The sequence below is a fragment of the Janthinobacterium sp. 13 genome, assembly GCF_002749695.1.
GTDB classification, from domain to species: domain Bacteria; phylum Pseudomonadota; class Gammaproteobacteria; order Burkholderiales; family Burkholderiaceae_D; genus Janthinobacterium; species Janthinobacterium kumbetense.
The window spans coordinates 1,285,014-1,300,396 of sequence record NZ_PEEQ01000001.1 but is presented as its reverse complement, the minus strand read 5'-3'; the positions used below and the strand labels follow the sequence as shown (position 1 = coordinate 1,300,396).

Here is a 15,383-nt window from a genome sequence, read left to right as displayed (position 1 = left end):
AGGAGGAAGACCGGACCATGTATTTGGATGAAAATTTCATGCCCAGCAATCAGCGCAGCGCCGTGTATGCGCTGCGCACGCCGCCCGTGCGCGACGAGGCGCTGGGCGCCTGGCATGTGCGGCTCGAATTTCCCGACACGCCGGGCGTGCCGGCCTTTGAAACCTATGCCACGGACCTGGACTTGAGCCAGGTCAAGTTCGTGAAGTTTCGCAAGTATTACCATGAAAATGGCCAGCTGCTGCGCGAAACCTACTTCGATGCCCAGGGCGAGGAACTGCTCGGCGGCAGCGTGTACTTCGAGAATGGCCAGGTCCAGCAGCGGGTGACCGCGTTGCCGAACGGGCGCGACAGCATTTCGGAAACGTATCACCAGAATGGCCAGCTGATGAGCCGCACGCTGTATCACGGCGACGAGATGGCCGATGGCGAGCATGTGTCGTATGGCGCGAACGGGGCCGTCAGCAGCCGCTCGTATCGACGCCATGGCCAGATGGATGGCGTGGAGGAATCGTTTTATGCGGATGGCAAGCTGTTCCGGAAGGGGCGCTACGTCGATGGCCAGCGCGAGGGCGAGTTCGTCATGTACGCGCAGGATGGCAAGGTGCTGGCCCGGACCGTGTGGGTGCACGGCCAACCCGACGGCTGGTCGTTTGAAAGCCATGGCAATGGCGTCGTGTCGAACAAGACCCTGTACCAGAAGGGTGCCGTGCTCAGCTTGCAAACGTGGGCCCCGAATGGCCGGCCCAATTTTGCATGGCAGAAAGACGCGCAGGGGCGTGACCACGGCGACACGACGGATTGGCATGCCAACGGCGCGCGCGCCAGCGTGACCCCGTTTGTCGAAGGCCAGCGCCACGGCTTGCTGCAGGCCTGGTACGACGACGGCAGCCTGCGCCAGATCGTGCCGTACGAACACGGCAAGAAGCACGGCATCGAGCGCCACTGGGACCAGGCCGGCAAGCTGGTGCTGGAGCAGGCGTGGCAAGCCGGAGAGCCAGTTTCCATGCGCTAGGAGTCGTCCGCCTTTGCAGGTATCATGCAGGGATTCCGGCCCGCCAGCAGGCGCGAAGCCGGCAGGATAACTGGAGGCAATGGTGGTGGAAGCGGAAGTTTCGGCGATGGCCAGGGCGCAAGGCATGGCCTTGCAAAACATGCGCGTCGTCATGCGCGCGGCGCAGCGCCACTCGGCGCAAATCGAAAAGCAATGCGGCGTGTCGGGCGCGCAATTGTGGGTGATGCAGGAATTGCTGGAACGGCCAGGCCTGCGCATGGGCGAACTGGCCAGCAAGATGTCGATCCACCAGACGACGGCCAGCAACCTGGTCGAGGCGCTGGTCAAAAAAACCTATGTGCGCAAGGCGCGCGACCAGCCAGACCAGCGCGTGGTCACCCTGACCCTGACGGCGGAAGGGCAAGCCGTCATCGCCGGTGCGCCGCAGCCGGCGCGCGGCTTGCTGCCCAGTGCGCTGGCCCAGCTGGACCCCGACAGCCTGGCGCACCTGAACCAGGGCTTGAACGCCTTGCTGGCCGTCGTCGCTCCCGATGACCGGCAGGCGGGCATGCAGCCGTTTCCGTTCACCATGTAGTCACGCGCAAGCGTGTGGCGCACCGCCCCGCTTGCCCGTATCATCGGCGCCGTCGCACCGTTGATGAAAGCATGCATTGAAGATATACACTTCCGTTTTGCTGGCCGCTGTCCTGGCCGGTTCCCCGCCCGTTTCCATGGCCAACGCCCTGGACAATGCCCCGGCCACCCCGGCCGTGGCTGCCGAACCGTCGCCGGCGTCCCTATATTTTGACGGGGATTACCAGCCCGTGGCGCCCGCCGCGGCCGTGTACGAGCAGCGCGCACCGCTGCGCCACGATGCGGCCCGCCAGGCCTGGCATTGGCAGCTGCATTTCGCGCAGCCGCCGGGCAAGCTGCACATGGATGCCTGGCTGCTGGGCACCGACGTGGCGTCGCCGCGCTACACCGGCCGGCGCAGCGTGTATTTTGCGGATGGCCAGCTGGGCTTGCTGGAAGAGCGCAACGGGGAGGGCGATTTCAATGGCGTGAACGTGGAATACTATGCAGACGGGACGGTGAAGAGCCGCAAGGCGTACCGCGACGGCGAGTACGACGGCTTGCACAGCCACTTTCATGCGAATGGCCAGCTGAGGCATGCCTTGCTGTACCAGGCGGGCCAGCCCGCCGATGGCGAATTCCTGAGCTTTGACGAGCATGGCCAGGTCAGCAACCGCGCGCATTTCGCCGATGGCGTGCTGACCGGTGAAGTGACGGCGTTTCATGCGGATGGCCGGCTGGCCGAGCGGGGACCGTACCTGGACGGCCAGCGCAACGGCCTGCACCAGGCCTGGTGGCCGGACGGCCGAGAAATGTCGCGCCTCAATTTCCTGCATGGCAAGCCGCAGGGCTGGTCGCTGCTGTATTTCGCGAATGGCCAGCTGGACCAGAAAAACCTGTTCGAGGATGGCGTCATGCTGAGCACGCAAAGCTGGCGCGACGATGGCACGCCGCTGCGCCAGCGCCAGCAGGATGAACAGGGCCGCGCGCAGGGCGAGGACAGGCAATGGCATGCGAACGGCACGCTGGCCCGGCTCGCTTCCTACCGCGATGGCGAGCCGCATGGCGCGTGGCGCGAATGGCATGCGGACGGCTCGCCCCGCCATGCCGTGGACTTTGCGCGCGGGCGCAAGCAGGGCCTGGAGCGGGCCTGGGCCGGCGACGGCACGCGCACCGTCTGCGAGTGGCAGGATGGCCGCCTGTTGCGCGCCTGCCGCAATTTCTAGTGCGGTGGCGCGGGCAGCCGTTGCAGCTGCAACTGCGCCAGCGCCCCGTACAGCGGTTCGCTGAGCACGCGCGACACGGTGCTGGCGACGACGGCGCAAGCCATCAGGCTGAGCACCATGCCGTGGCCGTCAACCATTTCCATGACAATAATGAAAGCCGTCAGCGGCGCCTGCGTGGCGGCGGCCAGGAAACCCACCATGCCCAGCGCGATCAGGGCGGGCGCGTGCGGGTAGTGCAGCAGTTGCGCAATGTCATGCCCGATGCCGGCGCCGATGGCCAGGGAGGGCGCAAAGATGCCGGCCGGCACGCCCGACCACACGGTCAGCCACGTCGCCACATATTTGAAGGCAACGAAGGCGGGCGCCACGTCGGACGAGCCTTCCAGCATGGCGCGCGTGGCCACGGTGCCGCTGCCGAACGTGGCGCCATGGCTGGCGATGCCGATGGCCGCCACTAGCACACCGCAGACGGCGGCGAACAGCACGGGCCGGCCTTTTCTCCATGCGGACAGCTTGCCCAGCGGATTGCCCCTGGCGGACGCCAGCAGCAGCCTGGCGAACAGGCCGCCAGCCACGCCCGCGACCAGGGTCACCAGCAAACCCGGCAAGGCCAGCGCCAGGCCGATGGGGCCGGGATGGATGATGCCGAAGTGGGTAGCGTTGCCGTGGATGGACACGGCCATCATGCCGGCCAGCACGATGCCGGCCACGATGAGGCCGCTGTTGCGCTGCTCGGGCGAGCGTGACAGTTCCTCGATGGCAAACATGACGCCCGCCAGCGGCGTATTGAAGGCGGCCGCGATGCCGGCCGCGCCGCCCGCCACCAGCAGGGAATGGGCGCTCACCTGCGAGTGGCGGGGCAGCCAGCGGCGCGCGGCCAGCATCACGCCGGCGGCGATCTGCACGGACGGGCCTTCGCGTCCCAGCGAGAGTCCCCCCAGCAAGCCGCCGGCCGTCAGGCCGATCTTCGCGGCGCTCAGTTTCAACGAGACAAACAAGGAGCGCTGTCCGGGCGCCACGGCCGGGTCCAGCGTGGCCATCACTTGCGGGATGCCGGAGCCGGCCGCGCCGATCGCGTAGCGGCGCGTCAGCCAGACGAGCAGGGCGGCGCAGACGGGCGTCCACAGCAGGGCGAACCACCAGGCCTTGCCGTTGAAAAAGAGAAACAGGTCCAGCGCTTCCTCGGCCAGCCACGTAAAGCCCACGACGACGAGACCGGCGATGGCAGCCATGCCGACGACGACGGCGCGCGACCACCACAGGCGCGGGTTGGCAAATTCATGCTTGAAGGCAGAGGGAATATCGTGCAAGTGCTTCATTGCGGCAAGTCCAGGAAGGGGCGCGCAGGGCGTCGGGAAGACTTGCCATTATAAAGATATATTTGTCCGAATGTTTTTCCCCTGCCTTATTTGTGGGCAATTGACGACAACAGCTGCGCCTCGGCCAGGAAATCGACGAGCGCCCGCACTTTTGGCGCCAGGTGCGGCCCGGACGGCCACGGCTTACACGAACAGCTCGCGCCGCGCGCTCTGGCTGATGGCGATGGTGGCCGGGTGGCTCAGGCGCCGTTCCGTGGTGATCGCATACACTTGCTCGACGAGGCTGTCGACCCGGCCCAGCGCCACCACGGCGTATTGCTCGCAGACCTGGGGCGCGATGACGGTGGGCGCGAAGAACAGGCCGGCGCCGGACTGGCCGAAGGCTTTCATCATGGCGCTGTCGTCGAACTCGCCGACGATGCGCGGGTGCAGCTTGTTGTCGCCCAACCATTGCAGCAGGCGGCCGTAGATGGCGAAGTCTTCGCCGGGCAGCAGCAGCGGCGCCCCATCGAGGCATTGCGGAAAGCCGCCCGCCAGGGTGGCGGCCAGTTCTGGCGTGCCGAACAGGGTCATGCCGCTTTCGCCCAGCAAGTGGTTATAGCCGCGCACGCTCAAGTGGGCCGGCATGGGGCGGTCCGCCATGATCAGGTCCAGCCGGTGCACGGCCAGGTCCGCCAGCAGGCTGGCCAGCCGGCCTTCGCGGCAAATGATGCGCAGCGGCTCGGCCAGTCCCAGCGCCGGCGCGACGAGGCGGCAAGCGATCAGTTTCGACACAGAATCGGCGCAGCCCACGCGGAAGGTCGTCGTCGTCGTGCGCGACTGGTCGCGCACGATTTCCAGCAATTCATCGCCCGTGCTGAAGATGCTTTCCGCATGGCTGAGGATGCGCCGGCCCGTGTCCGTCAATTCCAGCTGGCGCCCGCTGCGGCGGAACAGTTCCACGCCCAGGGTGTCGGCAAACTCGCTGAGCTGGCCGGAAATCGATTGCGGCGTCAGGTGCAACTGCTCGGCCGCGCGCGCGATGCTGCCCGTCTTGGCCACCATCCAGAAATAGCGCAAGTGCTTGAAGTTGAGTGTGGACATGGTGTTTCCTGATAAGTAAATACATCGAATTTTTCGATGTATTATTAAATTATATTCGATTTGTTCGATGTTTATAAGAAGGCTATGATGGCTGCTCAATTCATGCAAGGAGAGTGCCATGGACTTCAGAATACAAACAGAGCATTGCGGAGGCCGCCGATGAACGGCCTGGAAAGTATTGCAACGGCACCCATGTGGGCCGGTTTCATCGCCTTTGTCCTCGTGATGCTGGCGCTGGACTTGTTCGTCTTCGGCGGCAACAAGGCGCACAAGGTGGGCGTCAAGGAAGCGGCGACGTGGTCGCTCGTGTGGGTCAGCCTGGCCCTGCTGTTCAACGGCGGACTGTGGTGGTATCTGAACGGCACGGCCGGTCCCGAGATCGCCAACCAGAAGGCGCTGGAATTTTTCTCCGGCTACCTGATCGAAAAAGCCCTGTCGGTCGATAACGTGTTCGTCTTCCTGCTGATCTTCAGCGCCTTCCAGGTGCCGATCCAGTACCAGCGCCGCGTGTTGATCTATGGCGTGCTGGGCGCGATCGTCATGCGCGCCGTGATGATCATGGCCGGTGCATGGGTGGTGAGCGAGTTCAGCTGGGTGCTGTACCTGTTCGGCGCCTTCCTGCTGGTGACGGGCATGCGCATGCTGGTGGCGGCCGATGCGGAGCCGGACGTGGCGAACAACCCGGTGCTGCGCTTTGCCCGCCGCCACTTGCGGGTGGCCGATGGCGACCACGGCGAACGTTTCTTCGTGGCAAAGGGCGGTTTGCGCTATGTCACGCCGCTGTTCCTCGTGCTGATCCTGATCGAGGTGACGGACCTGGTGTTCGCGGTCGATTCGATCCCGGCGATCTTCGCCATCACGACGGACCCGTTCATCGTCTTCACGTCGAACCTGTTCGCCATCATGGGCTTGCGGGCACTGTATTTCCTGCTGGTGGATGTGGCTGACCGCTTCCACATGCTCAAGTATGGCCTGGCGATGGTGCTGGTGTTCATCGGCGCCAAGATGCTGATCATGCCGTGGTACCACGTGCCGGTGGAAGCGTCCTTGCTGGTGGTGGCGGTACTGATCGTGTCGAGCTGCGTGGCCAGCGTGTTCATCACCCGCAGCGACAAGAAGTAAATGCTGTACGGCGCGCCCCGCCTGGCGGTGGCGTGCCTTTTAATTGACTAATAGAAAGAGTAGAAAATCATGCGTACCTATGAAGCGAACAGTCCCCAGGCAGCGGGACGTATCCTGGCCCTGATGATGGTGGTTGACGGCAACCTGGCCAGCGCCGAGCTGCAAGCCATGCATCGCAGCAAGATCCTCGAGCATATCGACCTGGAGCCGGCAGCCTTCCAGCAATTGCTGCAAGACTTGTGCGACGACATGCTGACGTCGACCGTGCATGGCGCCGTGCAGCTGGCCCATGGCGTGATCGACAGCCTGCTCGATGAAATCACGGACCCGGACTTGCGCCGCAAGCTGCTGCAAGCCATGTGGAAGATCGCCGATGCGGACGACTGGCTGGCCGATGGCGAAGCCGTCCTGCTGGCCCGCGCCAGCGCGGCATGGTCGGCGGAAACAAACTTCCGCGCGCATGCCGCTTGAGGTAAATCAAGCCGCCTTGTGCCCCATGGCAATGACGGCGGCGCCGGCCAGGGCCAGGCCCACGCCGGCGATGTCGGTCCAGGCGGGCGTGACGCCATCCACCAGCCACAGCCATCCCAGCGCCGTGGCGATATAGATGGCGCCATACGTGGCGTACACGCGGCCGCTGGCGGCCGGATGCAGGGTCAGCAGCCATACGAAGATCAGCAGGCTGACGGCGGCCGGCAACAGCAGCCAGGCGCTGCCCTTGTTGCTCAGCCATAGCATGGGCAGGTAGCAACCCAGCAGTTCGGCCACGGCCGTGACGGTAAACAGCCCGAAAGTGCGGGCAAGGCTGGTCCATTCGAAGGCGTCGTTCATGCTATTCCTGTTGTGCGGTCAGCCGCCATTGTAGACGGGCCTGTGTCAATTCAGTTGCAGGGCGACATACAGCAGCAGGCGGTCATCCGTTTCGTCCAGGTCCAGCCCCGTCAGTTCGGCGATCTTTTGCAGCCGGTAATCGAGCGTGTTGCGGTGGATGTGCAGTGCCCTGGCCGTGGCCATCGGGTGGCTGTGGTGGCGGAACCAGGCGGCCAGCGTGCGCATCAGGGTGCCGGACTTGCGGTCGTGCGCCTGCAGGCGCGCCAGGGTCTGGCGCAATTGCTCCGCCTGCCAACCGGCTTGCAAGCCGGACAGCAGCACGGGCAGGCTCAGTTCCAGGTAGGAAAAAGTGGTTTGCGCGCCATCGCGGGCGCGCCCCACGCGCGCCGTCTGCTTCGCCGATTCATACGACGCCGTCGCGCCATCGAGGCCCGGCAAGGCCACGCCCATGGACAGGGTGGCGGACGGGGTGAGCGCCTGCTGCGCCACCTGGTGCAGTTCGAGCAGGCGCTGCCTTGCCTGCGCCGCGCGCGCCTGCTGCGGGCCGCTGGCGGGAAAGGCGTCGAGCAGCACCAGTTCGCCCGGCGAGACGACGGCCATCAGCAGGGCGGGCCAGCGCGCCGACAGGTCGGACTGCACTTGCTGCAGCTGCGTCAGCACCTGGTCCAGCCGCTCGCCCGGACCGTCTCCCGCATCGGGTATTTCCAGCACGAACATGGCGCGCGGCACGCGCAAGTCCAGCGCCAGGCGCGCCGCCCACGCTTGCATGCTGGCATCGGAAATGCCCGTGCGGTACACGAGCTGGAACACGAATTCCTCGCGGTAGCGCTTTTCATGCTGCAACTCGCTGACCAGCCGCGCCTGCTCCAGCATCATTTCCGCCATGGCCCGCACCAGTTCGCCGAACTGGCGCACGGCGTCCGGCTCGCCCGTCAGGCCCAGCACGCCGCAAATCTCGCCGCGCACCGTCAGGGGCAGGTTGATGCCGGCCCGCGTGCCCGGCAGCCTGGCCATGTCGGCCGCGCCGATTTCCACGCTGGCGTGCCGGGCCAGCGCCAGTTGCGCGCCCGGATGCAGGTCGCCCACGCGCTGCGGATCGCCGCTGGCCAGGATCACGCCGCGCGCATCGATCACGTTCACGCTGAAGGGAATGATGTGCATGGTGCGCCGGACGATGTCCTGCGCCAGGGGGGGATCGATGCTCGGCATGGTGTTCACCTTCTGGTTTTGTGCATTTGCATGGAATCATCGGATTCAATACGGATTTTCTTCATGCATCCGCACGATGACTGTTTCTGTGGGCGATTGTACGATGGGCTGGTCGCATCCCATAAAAAAATAGTCAGGAGACACCCATGACCACCCATCCAGGCGCCAGCCTGTCCGCCGGCGCGTCCGCGCAGGACCGCGTGCGCGAAGGCGCCTACCGCAAGGTCACCTTGCATCTGATCCCCTTCATCTTCATCTGCTACCTGTTCAATTACCTGGACCGGGTGAATGTCGGCTTTGCCAAGCTGCAAATGCTCGATGCGCTGCAGTGGAGCGAAAGCGTGTACGGCCTGGGCGCCGGCATTTTCTTCATCGGCTACGTGGCCAGCGGCGTGCCCAGCAATCTGCTGCTGCACCGCCTGGGCGCGCGCAAGGTCATCGGCACCCTGATGATCGCCTGGGGCATCGCCTCGGCCTGCCTGATGTTCGTCACCACGCCGGCCGCGTTCTACTCGCTGCGCTTCATCACGGGCGTGTTCGAGGCCGGTTTCTTCCCCGGCATCGTGCTGTACTTTACGAACTGGTATCCCGCTTCGCGCCGGGGCCGCATCATGGGCCTGTTCATGTCGGCCATTCCCATTTCCGGCTTGCTGGGCAGCCCCCTGTCGGGCTGGATGATGCAATCGTTCGCCGGCCACGGCGGCCTGGCCGGCTGGCAATGGATGTTCTTGCTGCAAGGCATTCCCACCGTGCTGCTGGGCTTTCTCGTGTATGTGCTGCTGAACGACGGCATCGCCCAGGCAAAGTGGCTCAATACTGAAGAAAAGCAGCTGCTGCGCGCCGACCTCGACGAGGACGAACGCCAGCGCCGCAACAGCGCGAATACGGCCGACACCTTCGCCAGCGTGCTGCGCAACAAGCACGTGTGGATGCTGGGCCTCGTGTATTTCTGCATCCAGATGGGCGTGTACGCGATCAATTTCTGGCTGCCCACCATCGTCAAGTCGCTGGGTTTCGCCAGCCCCGTGGCCGTGGGCTGGGTCAGCGCCATTCCCTACCTGTGCGCCAGCATCTTCATGATCTGGGTGGGCCGTTCGGCCGACAGGCACAAGGAACGCCGCTGGCATTTGAGCGGCCCCCTGCTGATGGCGCTGTGCGGCTTGCTGCTGGCCACCCAGGCGCACGGCAACGTGGTCGTCGCCCTCATCGGCCTGTCGCTGGCGACCATGGGCGCGCTGTCCGGCCTGCCCATGTTCTGGCCCTTGCCGACGGCGTTTCTCGGCAGCGCGGCGGCGGCCGGCGGCTTGGCGCTGATCAATTCGCTGGGCCAGGTGGCGGGCTTCGTCAGCCCCTTCCTCGTCGGCTGGATCAAGGATGCGACGGGCGGCACCGACGTGGCCCTGTATATTCTTTCCGCAGTCATGCTGCTGGGCGCCATACTGGTGCTGCGCGTTCCCGCGCGCATCGTGAACCGTTGAACGAAGCTGCCATCGAACCGGAGGAATTGACCATGACGACCACCCCGGCGCCGCGCGCCTTGCTGCAAGCCATGTTCCAGGCCGCCATCGAAGCGGCCCAGCCATCGCACTGCATACCGCCCCATCTGCCGCCGGCGCCCGAGGGCCGTTTGATCGTCATCGGCGCCGGCAAGGCGTCGGCCGCCATGGCGCACGCCGTGGAACGGCACTGGCCGGGGCCGCTGTCCGGGCTGGTCGTCACGCGCTACGGCTATGCCGTGCCCTGCGAACGCATCGAGATCGTCGAAGCGTCGCACCCCGTGCCGGACCAGGCCGGCATGGATGCGGCGCGCCGCATGCTGGAACTGGTCGGCAACCTGCAGGCGGACGATACGGTGCTGTGCCTGATTTCGGGCGGCGGCTCGTCGCTGCTGGCCTTGCCGCTCGATGGCATCACTTTGGCCGACAAGCAAGCCTTGAACCGCGCGCTGCTGGCGTCCGGCGCCACCATCGGCGAAATGAATTGCGTGCGCCGCCATTTGTCCGCCATCAAGGGCGGGCGCCTGGCGGCCGCCTGCCATCCGGCGCAGGTCATCACTTTGGCCATTTCCGACGTGCCCGGCGACAAGCTGGGCGACATCGCGTCCGGCCCCACGGTGGGCGACGCGACGACGTGCGAGGATGCGCTGGCCATCGTGCGCCGCTATGGCATGGACTTGCCGGACAGCATACGCGCCACCTTGGAAAGCGGGCGCGGCGAATCCGTGAAACCCGACGATCCCCGCCTGGCGCGCACGCGCACGACCCTGATCGCCACGCCGCAGATGGCGCTGGAAGCGGCGGCGCAGGTGGCGCGCGCGGCCGGCGTCACGCCATATATATTAGGCGACAGCCTGGAAGGCGAGGCGAGGGACGTGGGCAAGGTGATGGCCGGCATCGCGCTGCAAACGGCGCAGCGGGGCCAGCCGTTTCCCGCACCGTGCGTGCTGCTGTCGGGCGGCGAAACGACGGTCACCGTGCGCGGCAACGGGCGCGGCGGGCGTAACGTGGAATTCCTGCTGGCGCTGGGCATCGCGCTCGATGGCCACGCGGGCATCCACGCGCTGGCCGGCGACACGGATGGCGTCGACGGCCAGGAAGACATCGCCGGCGCGGTCCTGGCGCCAGACACCCTGCAACGGGCCTGGGCGCTGGGCATCAAGCCCCGCGACAGCCTGGACAACAACGATGGCCACGGCTTCTTCCAGGCGCTGGGAGACAGCGTGGTCACGGGCCCGACCTTGACGAATGTCAATGATTTCCGGGCCATCCTGATTACCTGAATTTAGAACCCTTCCAGCACGATCTTCCCTTTTGCCGTATTGCTTTCCAGCAGGGCATGCGCGCGCTTCAGGTTTTGCGCGTTGATCGTGCCGAAGCGCTCTGCCAGGGTCGTCCTGATGACGCCGGCGTCCACCAGCTGCGCCAGCTCTTCCAGCAGTGCATGCTGTTTGACCATGTCCGGCGTCTGGAACAGCGAACGGGTAAACATCAGTTCCCAGTGCAGCGACACGCTCTTGCCCTTGAACTTGCGCACGTCGATGTGCTCGGGGTCGTCGATCAGGGCGAACTTGCCCTGCGGCGCGATCAATTCCACGATCTGCTCGAAATGCCGGTCGGTCTGGTTCAGGCTGATCACATAGTCGACGGGCGGCAAACCCAGGCGCGTGATTTCCCCTGCCAGCGGCAGGCTGTGGTCGATCACGTGGTGCGCGCCCAATTCCTTCACCCAGTCCGCCGTTTCCGCGCGCGAGGCCGTGCCGATGATGGTGACACCCGTCAATTGCCGCGCCAGTTGCACCAGCACGGAGCCGACGCCGCCTGCCGCGCCGATCACCAGCAGCGATTTGCCCGTCAAACTCTTGTCGCGGCTGAGCTGCAAGCGGTCGAACAGCAATTCCCAGGCCGTAATGGCCGTCAGCGGCAGGGCGGCGGCCGGGGCGAAATCGAGGCTGGCCGGCATGTGGCCGACGATGCGCTCGTCGACCAGCTGGAATTCGCTATTGCTGCCGGGGCGGTTGATGGCGCCCGCGTACCAGACCTTGTCGCCCACCTGGAACAGGGTCGCGTCGGGGCCGGCGGCCGTGACGACGCCGGCCGCATCCCAGCCCAGCACTTCCGGCTGGCCCTCTTTCGGCGCGCGGTTCTTGCGCACCTTGGTGTCGACGGGATTGACGGAAATGGCCTTGACGGCGACGAGCAGGTCGCGCCCCGTGGCGACGGGCACGGGCAGCTCGATGTCGAGCAGGGCGTCGGCGTCCGTGATGGGCAGGCTGTGGTGGTAGGCGATGGCTTTCATGTGCTTCCTCGTTGAGTGGATACCGTATGATGGTGGCAATGCCGCCCTGGAAACAGGGGGCGCGTACGGAAACACTTTCAAAGGAATATTGAAAATTGCTGCGACTCGATGACTTGCAGGTATTTGTGCGCACGGCCGACCGGGGCAGTTTGTCGGCGGCTGCGCGCGAGATCGGCATCTCGCCCGCGCTGGCCAGCGCCGCCGTCAAGCGCCTGGAAGGCGTGTTGGGCTTGCGCCTGCTGGCCCGCACGACGCGCTCGCTGAGCCTGACGCCGGAAGGCACGCAATACCTGGAACATGCGCGGGAAGCCTTGCGCCTGCTGCGCGCAGGCCACGATGCCCTGCTGGCCGGCAAGGACAGTTTCGGCGGAACCTTGAAAATTGCCATGCCCTCCGACCTGGGCCGCAATCTGATGCTGGGCTGGCTGGACGAATTCCAGCTGCGCCATCCGACACTGCATTACCAGCTCAGCGTCAGCGACCGGGTGGCCGATATGGTGCGCCAGCAAGTCGACGTGGCCATCCGCTATGGCCAGCAAGACGATTCGAGCCTGATCGCCATGCCCATCGCGCCCGCCAACGACCGGGTGCTGGTGGCGTCGCCCGCCTACCTGCGCGAATACGGCCCTTTGCTGGCGCTGGAAGAGTTGTCGCAGCGCAATTGCCTGCGCTTCGCGCTGGAAGACGGCTTGCACGACCGCTGGACTTTTTACCGCCTGCCCCAGCGCGAGCAAGTGACGGTGTCCGTGAGCGGCAACCGCAGCGCCGACGACGCCGACCTGGTGCGCCGCTGGGCCGTGGCGGGACTGGGCATCGCCTATAAGTCGCGGCTCGACGTGGCGGGCGACCTGGACGCCGGCCGCCTGCAAGCGCTGTTGCCCGACGTGGCGGGCGAGGCCACGCCCTTGCACCTGGTCTGCACGCACCGGGCGCAGGTGACGCCGCTGGTGCTGCAGTTGCGCGATTTCCTGCGCGACAAATGTGCGCAGCTATTAAAACAGCAGAATTGACCGGGGAGCGTTGCTGCGCGACGTATGTATCGCTTATCTGATATCAGCGATTTTTTAAAATCACATCGCTCATGTATTGATTCAAATCGCGAAAGTCTTTCACCCGCCAGGCATATGGCGCAATCTTGACGCCATTCTCTTTCAAGGTCTTGGGAATCAGATCGCCATTCGGACGAAGGATGACCGATGATACGATCACGCCCGGATAATCCTTCAGGCGTTTTTTGAATGCGGCGGTGGTCAGGTCGGGCGTGGGCGGATTGCTTTTATTCGCCAATGGCCCCGTTCCCTTGATCTCCGCGCCATGGCACACGGCACAGCGCTGTACATACAGGGTTTTCCCATTCAGATTCTCCGCCAAGGCTGACGGCGCTTGAATGAGCGATAACGTTCCTAATGCAGCGATAAATAATATTTTCATTTCTTTTTAATGTGGACGTATTGTATGGATAATGTCTGGTTCGAGAGAAAATACGCAGCTGCCATTGCAATACGCAATTCTCCCGATAACATTTTATCCGAGATGATTCATCATAATGTGGCCATGCCGGCGAGAGCTTGGCTGGCAAACCATCGTGCTTGATTACAACTCGTTGCAAATGGCAATCATGCGCGGGTCAACCTGGGCGTACCCTCAAGCATTCTGCATGAAACCGTTTGAAGGACCGCCATGACCCCGCACCGACTATTGCCGACGACCTTGATTTCCCTGCTCTTGCTGGCCGGCTGCGCCGCGACCGGACCAGGACCGGCCGCCCAGGCCGATCATCGCGCGCAGAGCAGTCCCGCACAAGACATCGCCATGCTGGAACGGGTCAGCTGGGGCGTGAGCGGGGGCAGCGTGCGCCAGGTGCAGGACAAAGGCTGGAACGCCTGGCTGCGGACGCAGTTGCATCCAGGAAAAGCGGCCTTGCCGCCGGCCATCGCCGCGCAAATCGACGCCATGACCATCAGCCAGGTGCCGCTGGAGCAATTGGTGATCTCTATGGAGCAAAAGCGCAAGGAGTCGGCCGGCGTCATGGACGACATGGCGAAGCAGCAGGCGCAAAAGGATTACCAGCAAGAACTCAATCGCCTGGCGCGCGAAGCGGCCACGCGCTCCTTGTTGCTGGACGTGTATTCGCCGAACCAGTTGCAGCAGCAGCTGAGCTGGTTTTGGCTCAACCATTTCAGCGTGCACCAGGGCAAGCACAACTTGCGCGCCATGGTGGGCGATTACGAGGCGAACGCCATCGCGCCACATGCACTGGGGAAATTCCGTGACTTGCTGGGCGCCACCGTCCACCATCCGGCCATGCTGCGCTACCTGGACAATGAAGCCAATGCCGCCAAGCGCATCAATGAAAACTATGCGCGCGAGCTGATGGAGCTGCATACGCTGGGCGTGAACGGCGGCTATAGCCAGATGGACGTGCAGGAACTGGCGCGCATCCTGACGGGCGTGGGCGTGAACCTGGGAGCGGACACGCCGAAGGTGAAACCGGCGCTGCAGTCGCAATACGTGCGCCGGGGCTTGTTCGAGTTCAATCCCAACCGCCACGATTACGGCGACAAGCAATTCCTCGGGCAAACGGTGAAGGGCAGGGGCCTGGCCGAGCTCGATGAAGCGCTGGACCGCCTGAGCCGCAGTCCCGCCACGGCGCACTTTATCAGCGGCAAGCTGGCCCAGTATTTCGTCGGCGACAACCCGCCCGCACCGCTGGTGGCGCGCATGGCGGTCACCTTCCAGCGCAGCGACGGCTTGATCGCCGACGTGCTGCAAACCATGTTCGACAGCCCCGAATTCAGGCAGTCGCTGGGCAAGAAATTCAAGGACCCCATGCATTATGTCGTGTCGGCCGTGCGCCTCAGCTATGACGACAAGCCCATCCTGAATGCGGGACCCATGCTGAACTGGCTGTCGCGCATGGGCCAGCCCCTGTACGGACGCCAGACGCCCGATGGCTATCCGCTGACGGACGCTTCCTGGGCCAGTCCGGGGCAAATGACGACGCGCTTCGATATCGCCCGCACCATCGGTTCGGGCAGCGCCGGCCTGTTCAAGACGGATGGCCCGCAGCCGCAGGAAAAAGTGGCGTTCCCGCAACTGGCCAGCGCCCTGTATTACCAGTCGCTGCAGCCAGGCTTGAGCCCGGCCACGCGCCAGGCACTGGATCAGGCCGCTTCGCCGCAGGAGTGGAATACATTTCTTCTTTCCTCGCCGGAAATGATGCACCGTTAAGT

At 64.7% G+C, this 15,383-nt stretch carries 15 protein-coding genes; 9 read left to right on the top strand and 6 right to left on the bottom strand.

The window, feature by feature from the left end; translation table 11 throughout:
- The first annotated feature begins 38 nt into the window (after positions 1-38).
- The 3 genes from CLU94_RS05600 to CLU94_RS05590 all read left to right on the top strand — a co-directional run bounded on the left by CLU94_RS05600 (position 39) and on the right by CLU94_RS05590 (position 2,791).
- Positions 39-1,013, top strand: coding sequence for a toxin-antitoxin system YwqK family antitoxin (locus CLU94_RS05600; RefSeq protein WP_180278600.1), 975 nt, complete (start codon positions 39-41; stop codon positions 1,011-1,013).
- A 79-nt stretch (positions 1,014-1,092) separates the two neighbouring features.
- A complete protein-coding gene (locus CLU94_RS05595) occupies positions 1,093-1,587 on the top strand; it encodes a MarR family winged helix-turn-helix transcriptional regulator (RefSeq protein ID WP_099664914.1) in 495 nt (164 codons plus the stop codon).
- Between the two features lie 76 nt (positions 1,588-1,663).
- The gene (locus CLU94_RS05590; RefSeq protein WP_143451350.1) at positions 1,664-2,791 is read left to right on the top strand and encodes a toxin-antitoxin system YwqK family antitoxin; all 1,128 of its coding nucleotides are present in this window, start codon (positions 1,664-1,666) and stop codon (positions 2,789-2,791) included.
- On the opposite strand, the gene CLU94_RS05585 is transcribed toward CLU94_RS05590, so the two are convergent.
- Positions 2,788-4,110, bottom strand: a complete 1,323-nt coding sequence (locus CLU94_RS05585) for a chloride channel protein (RefSeq protein ID WP_099664912.1) — start codon at positions 4,108-4,110, stop codon at positions 2,788-2,790. The two genes, CLU94_RS05590 and CLU94_RS05585, sit on opposite strands and share 4 nt — an antisense overlap.
- A gap of 183 nt (positions 4,111-4,293) precedes the next feature.
- The gene (nhaR, locus tag CLU94_RS05580; RefSeq protein WP_099664911.1) at positions 4,294-5,193 is read right to left on the bottom strand and encodes a transcriptional activator NhaR; all 900 of its coding nucleotides are present in this window, start codon (positions 5,191-5,193) and stop codon (positions 4,294-4,296) included.
- 159 nt (positions 5,194-5,352) lie between these two features.
- On the opposite strand from nhaR, the gene CLU94_RS05575 reads away from it, so the two are divergent.
- Both CLU94_RS05575 and CLU94_RS05570 read left to right on the top strand, forming a co-directional pair.
- Entirely contained in the window at positions 5,353-6,315 is a 963-nt protein-coding gene (locus tag CLU94_RS05575) for a TerC family protein (protein ID WP_034759011.1), read from the top strand.
- 69 nt (positions 6,316-6,384) lie between these two features.
- A complete protein-coding gene (locus tag CLU94_RS05570; protein WP_077401482.1) occupies positions 6,385-6,786 on the top strand; it encodes a TerB family tellurite resistance protein in 402 nt (133 codons plus the stop codon).
- A gap of 6 nt (positions 6,787-6,792) precedes the next feature.
- On the opposite strand, the gene CLU94_RS05565 is transcribed toward CLU94_RS05570, so the two are convergent.
- Both CLU94_RS05565 and CLU94_RS05560 read right to left on the bottom strand, forming a co-directional pair.
- Entirely contained in the window at positions 6,793-7,146 is a 354-nt protein-coding gene (locus tag CLU94_RS05565; protein WP_099664910.1) for a YnfA family protein, read from the bottom strand.
- Positions 7,147-7,191: 45 nt separating this feature from the next.
- Complete coding sequence (locus CLU94_RS05560; protein ID WP_099664909.1) at positions 7,192-8,355, bottom strand: sugar diacid recognition domain-containing protein; 1,164 nt, start codon at positions 8,353-8,355, stop codon at positions 7,192-7,194.
- Between the two features lie 146 nt (positions 8,356-8,501).
- Here CLU94_RS05560 and CLU94_RS05555 point away from each other — a divergent pair, with 146 nt between their 5' ends.
- Both CLU94_RS05555 and CLU94_RS05550 read left to right on the top strand, forming a co-directional pair.
- Positions 8,502-9,833 carry an MFS transporter gene (locus CLU94_RS05555; protein ID WP_099664908.1) on the top strand — a complete coding sequence of 444 codons (1,332 nt, stop codon included), beginning with the start codon at positions 8,502-8,504 and terminating at the stop codon, positions 9,831-9,833.
- Between the two features lie 32 nt (positions 9,834-9,865).
- Complete coding sequence (locus CLU94_RS05550; RefSeq protein ID WP_099668178.1) at positions 9,866-11,134, top strand: glycerate kinase type-2 family protein; 1,269 nt, start codon at positions 9,866-9,868, stop codon at positions 11,132-11,134.
- A 2-nt stretch (positions 11,135-11,136) separates the two neighbouring features.
- Here CLU94_RS05550 and CLU94_RS05545 read toward each other — a convergent pair whose 3' ends face one another.
- Positions 11,137-12,150, bottom strand: coding sequence for a zinc-binding alcohol dehydrogenase family protein (locus CLU94_RS05545; RefSeq protein WP_099664907.1), 1,014 nt, complete (start codon positions 12,148-12,150; stop codon positions 11,137-11,139).
- Positions 12,151-12,245: 95 nt separating this feature from the next.
- Between CLU94_RS05545 and CLU94_RS05540 the strand changes: the two genes are divergently transcribed.
- Positions 12,246-13,160: a LysR family transcriptional regulator gene (locus CLU94_RS05540; RefSeq protein ID WP_099664906.1), complete on the top strand. Its 915-nt coding sequence runs from the start codon at positions 12,246-12,248 to the stop codon at positions 13,158-13,160.
- Between the two features lie 43 nt (positions 13,161-13,203).
- On the opposite strand, the gene CLU94_RS05535 is transcribed toward CLU94_RS05540, so the two are convergent.
- On the bottom strand, positions 13,204-13,581 hold the full coding sequence (locus CLU94_RS05535) for a c-type cytochrome (RefSeq protein ID WP_077401501.1): 378 nt from the start codon (positions 13,579-13,581) through the stop codon (positions 13,204-13,206).
- A gap of 249 nt (positions 13,582-13,830) precedes the next feature.
- On the opposite strand from CLU94_RS05535, the gene CLU94_RS05530 reads away from it, so the two are divergent.
- Complete coding sequence (locus tag CLU94_RS05530) at positions 13,831-15,381, top strand: DUF1800 domain-containing protein (protein ID WP_099664905.1); 1,551 nt, start codon at positions 13,831-13,833, stop codon at positions 15,379-15,381.
- Positions 15,382-15,383: the final 2 nt, after the last annotated feature.

Excerpts from the sequence above, each read along its gene's own strand:
- CLU94_RS05600 (WP_180278600.1), top strand. The coding sequence starts at position 39 with ATGCCCAGCAATCAGCGCAGCGCCGTGTATGCGCTGCGCACGCCGCCC.
- CLU94_RS05595 (WP_099664914.1), top strand. The coding sequence starts at position 1,093 with ATGGTGGTGGAAGCGGAAGTTTCGGCGATGGCCAGGGCGCAAGGCATG.
- CLU94_RS05585 (WP_099664912.1), bottom strand. The coding sequence starts at position 4,110 with ATGAAGCACTTGCACGATATTCCCTCTGCCTTCAAGCATGAATTTGCC.
- nhaR (WP_099664911.1), bottom strand. The coding sequence starts at position 5,193 with ATGTCCACACTCAACTTCAAGCACTTGCGCTATTTCTGGATGGTGGCC.
- CLU94_RS05575 (WP_034759011.1), top strand. The coding sequence starts at position 5,353 with ATGAACGGCCTGGAAAGTATTGCAACGGCACCCATGTGGGCCGGTTTC.
- CLU94_RS05570 (WP_077401482.1), top strand. The coding sequence starts at position 6,385 with ATGCGTACCTATGAAGCGAACAGTCCCCAGGCAGCGGGACGTATCCTG.
- CLU94_RS05565 (WP_099664910.1), bottom strand. The coding sequence starts at position 7,146 with ATGAACGACGCCTTCGAATGGACCAGCCTTGCCCGCACTTTCGGGCTG.
- CLU94_RS05560 (WP_099664909.1), bottom strand. The coding sequence starts at position 8,355 with ATGCCGAGCATCGATCCCCCCCTGGCGCAGGACATCGTCCGGCGCACC.
- CLU94_RS05555 (WP_099664908.1), top strand. The coding sequence starts at position 8,502 with ATGACCACCCATCCAGGCGCCAGCCTGTCCGCCGGCGCGTCCGCGCAG.
- CLU94_RS05550 (WP_099668178.1), top strand. The coding sequence starts at position 9,866 with ATGACGACCACCCCGGCGCCGCGCGCCTTGCTGCAAGCCATGTTCCAG.
- CLU94_RS05545 (WP_099664907.1), bottom strand. The coding sequence starts at position 12,150 with ATGAAAGCCATCGCCTACCACCACAGCCTGCCCATCACGGACGCCGAC.
- CLU94_RS05535 (WP_077401501.1), bottom strand. The coding sequence starts at position 13,581 with ATGAAAATATTATTTATCGCTGCATTAGGAACGTTATCGCTCATTCAA.
- CLU94_RS05530 (WP_099664905.1), top strand. The coding sequence starts at position 13,831 with ATGACCCCGCACCGACTATTGCCGACGACCTTGATTTCCCTGCTCTTG.